The 6480-nt window shown below is 68.9% G+C and carries 2 protein-coding genes and 1 pseudogene; 2 read left to right on the top strand and 1 reads right to left on the bottom strand.

From position 1 onward, the window contains the following. Positions 1 to 365: 365 nt before the first annotated feature. The gene (locus tag AB0O15_RS37945; protein WP_364329498.1) at positions 366 to 3338 is read right to left on the bottom strand and encodes a BTAD domain-containing putative transcriptional regulator; all 2973 of its coding nucleotides are present in this window, start codon (positions 3336 to 3338) and stop codon (positions 366 to 368) included. Between AB0O15_RS37945 and AB0O15_RS37950 the strand changes: the two genes are divergently transcribed. Together AB0O15_RS37950 and AB0O15_RS37955 are read left to right on the top strand one after the other, a co-directional pair. After that, entirely contained in the window at positions 3250 to 5130 is a 1881-nt protein-coding gene (locus AB0O15_RS37950; protein WP_364329501.1) for a hypothetical protein, read from the top strand. The genes AB0O15_RS37945 and AB0O15_RS37950 overlap by 89 nt on opposite strands. An 868-nt stretch (positions 5131 to 5998) precedes the next feature. Further along, positions 5999 to 6480 (top strand): annotated as a pseudogene (locus AB0O15_RS37955) (hypothetical protein); the annotation flags it as partial.

Below are 6480 nucleotides of genomic sequence, written 5' to 3' on the forward strand. Positions count from 1 at the left end.
AGCACGACGGCTCCGACGAGTACCGCCGACACTGGCACCACCAGCCGCTGCGTGAAGCCGCTTGCTCGAGCTGATCGCACCGACCAGTGTCCGAGCTGGGAGGCGGCCGTGCAGACACGGCGCACGAGAGTCATGACGCCATTGCACTCGACGTCACCAAGTCATCACCCAATTGAGTGAGAGGTCCAGCGGCTCCTCGGCGTACACCGACCGATCGATAACAGGACAGTCCCCAACAGTCCGGGGCACGTCCGTGCTCACCGGCGGGATCAGGCCAACGACGATCAGCCGGCGCAGCATAGGCGTTCCGGCGGCGGCCGACATGAGGTGGTGCCAGCGGCGGCGCGCTGTTGCCGGTGCGGTGCTCATCGCCGTTCCAGGCTGGTCCGGAGCTGGGTGGCCAGGTCGGTGGTGGTGTCGGCGGGCTCGGCGTCCAGGTCGGCGAGCGCCTTGGTCAGGGCGCGCAATAGCGTGCGGATGCCGTCGGCGTCGCCCAGGGCGTGCCGGGCCTGCATGGCTTTGCGGTACAGCTCTTCGTTGTAATGGTCCAGGCCGATTGCCTTGGTGAGCAGGTCAGACGCGGTTTGCGGGTCCGGTTCGAGCAGGTCGTCGGCGAGTAGGAGGTGGGCCTCGGTGCCCCACCGGCGGACCTTTTCGCGGTGCGGTTCGACCCATTCGTAGTCGCAGCCCTCCGCGAGTGGTGCGGTGTACAGGTCGCATGCGTCACGCAATAGCTCAGTGCGGCCAGGTGCGGATGCGAGTGGGGCGCGGGTGAGCAGGTCGCGCATCTGCCACAGGTCTACGGCGACGGTGGTGGGGTCGAGCCGGTAGCGGGCGCTGGCACCGCGTTTGAGGAGGTACCCGCCGGTGATCGCTCCGCCGGCGCGGCCGAGGACGTGGCGCAGGTTGGAGGCGTTGGTGTGGATCAGCTGCTTGGCCTGGCGGCGCCGGACGTCGGGCACCAGGTATTCGGCGATGGTCTCGGTGTCGGCGCCGTCCGGGTGGCAGGCGAGGTAGACGGCCAGCTCAGCGGCCCGGCCGCGCAGGTCCCGGCCCGGCAGGGTGATGTCCTCGACGACCGGGGGGCCTAGAACACGCAGGCGAACCTTGGTGGGTGGCTCGCCGCTCACCGCCGCTGGCGGCTCGTGCAGAGTCACCGGAGCGGCGGGACCGCCGGTTTCTTGAACGGCGCGCCTGGTGAGTGGGGCTTCCCCGGTCTGGGCTTCCCGTACGGTGTCGAGGAGATCACGCGTCGCGACGATGTCGAGAACGGCGAGCTGCATGCCGGGTCCGGGGCTGCCGGGTTCGAGGCGGGCGGCTCCGTCGTCGGAGACTGTGGTGGTCTGGCCGTGGGGCCAGTGGCCGAGGACGATGGTGATGACGTCCAAGCCCGTGGTGAGACCGAAGGTGATACGCGCCCGGTTGCTTCTGGCGGCTTCTTCGGCGTGAGTGATCAGGAGCAACGGTGGCAGGGCCTGTTCGCTGGGCACCGCGTCGCGTAGAGCGTCTATGTCGTCGAGACCGTGTTCGTCGAGGATGCGAGCCCGTCGGAGCAGGTGGGTGTCGAGCAGCATGAGCGCCTGATCTAGATCGTCGACGATGTGCAGCCGCGACCACGCGGCCATCGGGGTGTCGCCGATCAGCGCGGTGAGGGTGGGCCGGTCGATGATGACTTCGGCGCGTTGCGCGGGTTCCGTGGGTGTTCCTGCGGTGAGCGCGGTGATGATCAGACCGCGGGCGGCGGCGTCTGCTCCGGAACCGACCAGGCCGACACCGCCGGATGGTAGCCGCGGGGTCTGCGCTGGCTCGGCTCGTGTCGCGATGATCGCGGGGCGGGTGTGGTGCTGGGCGGCGAGAACCGGAGCGGGTAGCTCGTACAGGTCGTCACCGTCGTCGGGCCGATAACGGCGACGGCGTTGCAGCCATACCAGAGCGGCGGTCGCCGTGATGGCGGTGGCCAATGCCCAGGGGATGACGCTCCCGCCGGGCAGGACGAGATCTGCGCCCGCTGTCTCGTGTCCGTCCTTGTCCTCGGCGGAGTCTGCGTTCGGGGGCATGGGGTCGGTTGGGCTGGTCGCTTCGGGACTGCGGGATACCGGTGCCGGACTGGTGGCGGATGGTCCGCTAGCACCGGACTCGTCTGGTGCAGCCGGGTGGGGTGGCGTCCGGGATGGTCGGCGAGGTTTGGCTTCGGGCGGCGGGGCTGCGTCGGCGGGGAGCCGAAGGTTCCAGCCGGGGTAGATCAGGTCGCAGTCGGTCAGCTTCCGGCCGCCGGCGACGTGGCGATGCTTGTTCAGCGAGCAGATCTCAGGCCATCGGTCCGGGTCGCCCAGCCACGTCTTGGCGATCTTCGAGAGAGTGTCCCCTCGGCGGACGCGATAGTCGTACCGGGAGCGTTCGACGGAGACGGTAACCAGATCACCGGGGACATGAGCACCGCTGGCGGCTTCCCCCTGCGGTGTCGGTGGTGAGGCTGCCGGTCGGGGCCTGGTCTCGGGAGCACTCGGCTGGAGGTGCGAAGCCGGAGCGGCATGAGCCGGCGGGGCAGCGGGGTGAGCCACCGGGCCGGTGGTGAGAGCCGCGCCCAGGGCCGGGGCGGTCACGGCGGGAGGACCGGCGACGGCGGCGCCGGCCGGGATGGTGACGAGAACAACGGCGCTGCCGGTCAGCCCGAAGACGAGACGGTGCAGGGGCATCGGCAACCGCCATCGCGGCAGGCGGTGTCCGCGCAGGACAGCGAGCAGGCTTGAAGTCAGCAAGGTGGCCAGAACCAGCCAGGCGAGCCAACCGGCTCCGATCAACGCGATCTCAAGGCCAGTCTTCTGATCGGCGGCGGAACCGGCGGACCACGCCGTCGTAGCCCACCACGACGACGCCAGCGTCAGCGGGCTGCCGAACGCCTGCCACAACAGCCACGGCGGCCCGGCCAGCAGCACAACAGCGGTGATAACGCCCCGCACGAGGTCAGCGGCACGGACCCCGCGTCGGCGCACCGGCCCGGCCGCGGGGTTCTGCGCGGGCCACACGGACGGCTGACGGGCATACTCGGCCGCCCGGCTTCGCGCCCCGTCGGCACCTTCGTCCTCGGTCACCGGCATCCCCCAACGCCTCGGCCAAGCTCTCCTCAATACCGGCCGAAGATCGGAGTACGCCACCAAAAAGAATCGATCTATCACTATCCGAAGAACGAGTGACGAATCGGGTATTTGGGTTTCCGTTCGCGCACCGGAAGGCACCACACTGCCCGCCATGGCTGCGGGTCTGGATCTGAGCATCCACCTCACCGGCCGCTGGACCGCCGCAGTCGTCACCGCGGGCGGGCGGACCTGGCCGGTCACCTTCGACGGGCAGACCCGCATCCCGGCCGGTGTCCACATCGCACCCGACACCGGCGCGGTGCTTCCCGCCGCAGCCGGACTCGCCGCCGGTGCCGCTGATCCCGGCAACTATCTGCCCGACCCCCTGGCGGCGCTGCGGACCAGCGCGGACACCGAACCGGGACCGGCAGCCGCCGTGTCCGCGGTACTCGCCCACGTGGCCAACACCGCCGCGACCCAAGGCGGAGCGCCGATCGACACGCTCACCCTGACCACGCCGTACCCGTGGGGCCCCAAGTCCCGGCAACGCCTCACGCTGGCCGCCACCGCAGCCGGCCTTCCCGCACCCGCGATCGTCACCGCAGCAGCAGCCGCCGTAGGCGCGGTCGCGGTGGCCGGACAGGCACCCCGGTTCGTGCTCGTGTGTTCCGTCGCCGATGACTTTCCCGCCTTGACCGTGCTCGACACCGCCAACCAGTACACCGAGCTGGCCGCGACCGTCGTCCGCCACCCGGACGCGCCCGGCATCCAGGAGACGATCGCCGAGCTGGTCCGGCAACGCTCCGACCCCGCGACCCCGGCGGCGGACGGCACCGATTGGCGTACCGCGGCCGAGATCAATCGCGCCCGCGAAGCACTAACCGGCGAGGTCCGCGCGGCAGTGCTGCTGCCCGAGCAGACCGCCCCGGTGGTCATCGACCTCGACGACCTCGGCAAAGCCGTCCGGCCCCACCTCGACCGGCTACCCGCAGCGGTCACCGACGTCCTGGCCGACGCCGACATCGACCTCGCCGACATCACCGCGACCGTGCTGGTCGCCACAGATGCAACCGCATCGCTCGCCCACGCCGCCCTTGGCGGCGCCGGGCTGCCCACTGCGGTGCTGCTCTCTCAGCCCGTGCAACTGGCCGCCGGAGCCGCGCAACTCACCGCGCACGCACACCCTCCAACGGCGGTCACCGCGGCCAGCACCCACCTGCCGCGCACCAAACTGACCCTCACCAACCTCGCCGGCATCGCCGTGTTCAGCGTCGCCTCGGCAGTCCTGCTCATCCAGACACTCCGAACCGCCGACATCAACACGATCTTCTCCGAGGTCAGAGGGGTTCGGCTGCCCATCGAGAACCTCGGCCTGGCAGCCGCGCTCGCCGCGACCGCCGCCATCACCGCAGCGCAGCTGGCCCCGACCACCTGGCTCAGCCCGCAAGGACTCGCCGACCCACCATCGACCGGCGTGCTGCTGCGCCGCTCCTACCTCGCCGCCGCCGGCTGCGGCCTGGCCATCGCCGGACTCTGGGGCATCGCCGCGGGCGTCGTCCTCGACTTCCAGGACCCCGCCTACCTGCGCTGGACACTCACCGCCGCCGCCCCCATCGCAATATGCGCCATGATCATCGCGGCAGTCTCCCCGAGGATCCCCGCCGACCGGCTCACCACCTGGCTGCCCCGGATGCGCCCGCCGATCTGGCCGATCGCGCTCGCCGCCGCCGGCACCTTCCTCGTGCGATGGGCCTACACCACCACCGTCGTAAGAAGCGAATTTCCCTTCCTGTACGGCATAGCCGCGATCGGCGCCGCAGCCCTCGGCGCAGCCACCGCAGCCACCGTCACCCGGCAACGCTGGGCCCAGGTAACCACCGGACTAATCCTCACACCCGGCTACGCGCTGCTCGTCACCGTGCACACCATCCGGTACCTCACCATCACCTACATCGCCGCGCTGATCTGGTGGCACCTCACCGCCACACTACGGACTCTGCGCGATGCCACACCGGAAACCTTCAGGCTGTCCCGCCTGATCGGCAAACCATGATCAGCACCCGCCAGGCCCGGCAAACAGCGGGGCGGCCGTGAGCCTCCGCCCGGACGATCACATGGTCGTCCGCTGCTCGATCTGCGAACAGTTCCTGGAACTCGACGGCACCCCGGAGCAGATCATCATCCAATCGGCACGACATGCCGAATCTCTCCACCCAGGACAGACTGTCGACTTCGAGCGCATCAACCGAACCCGTTCCTAACCGACAAGCCCGGTGCCCGGGGACGGCACCCCACCCGCGAGGTGCGTCGGCGGCTGTGAGTTACCCAACGGACGCGGCTTGCCCGGCCCTCTCCTCGCGGAAGCCGAGCTATCCCGGAGGGTCACCAGCCGTCATCTGCGCCCAGTTCGACAGCTCAGGCGCCACAACCTCAAGCATCCGGCCCAGCATCACTCTCGCATCGGCTTCCTCGTCGAAGTAGCAAATGACCCCCCGGCCTTCGCTACCGCCTTCTCAACCCTTCACGGGTCCCCGGCTGGCCGCGCTGCGACATCTTCGCCGTCGCCGAAGGCGTGCAGGCCAAGGACCACCTCAAACACTGCGCCGAGTGTCGGCGCAAAGGCTTGAAGTGTGAAGCCGCGTACGCCATGAAGTACACAGCAACCATCGACGTCGGTCCGCCCGCGGGAGTGGTCGCGAACGTCCATCGACTACGCCAAGTCACCGCGTGCTGGGGCCAGCCGTGCCCGGATTTGCCGATTTCAACGTGTCCGGTGGAGCGCCACCCAAGAGTGACGCGGTCCGCAGTACGGAATTAGCTCCACTCGAAGTGGTTACATTGGTGTGGCTTTCCCGAGTGCGTTAAAGGGGGACTCCTTGTCTCGTTCTGCCCTGCGTCCGCATGAAGCACTCACAGCTGGTATGGGGCTCGATGCACCGACCCGGCCGTTCTCGGCAGTGATGCACTCGGACGGCAATCTAGTTGTCTACCGCAGCGATCTCGGGAAGGCATTATGGGCTAGCAATACCGATCGCATACCAGGCGCCTTCCTTATCATGCAGGAGGATGGGAACGCGGTGGTTTACATCGGCGCTCGACCCTGCTGGTCGACCAAAACGCAGGGCAATCCGGGCGCCTATCTGGTGATGCAAGACGATGGCAACCTCGTCGTCTACTCGGCGAATGGGTTACCTTTGTGGGCAAGCAACACCGTATGGCATGACGCGCTACCGAGCCGACCGGCAATAGTGTCCTGGGGGCCGAACAGGCAGGACGTATTCGCCGCAGGATACGACCGCGCCTTGTGGCACAAGTGGTACAACGGCGAGTGGCACGACTGGGAGTCCCTCGGCGGCGAACTGACGTTAGCGCCGGCGGCGGCGGCGTGGGGCCCGGATCGGCT

This window comes from Actinoplanes sp. NPDC089786, assembly GCF_040684855.1.
In the GTDB taxonomy this organism is placed as follows: Bacteria; Actinomycetota; Actinomycetes; order Mycobacteriales; family Micromonosporaceae; genus Actinoplanes.

Excerpts from the sequence above, each read along its gene's own strand:
- AB0O15_RS37950 (WP_364329501.1), top strand. The coding sequence starts at position 3,250 with ATGGCTGCGGGTCTGGATCTGAGCATCCACCTCACCGGCCGCTGGACC.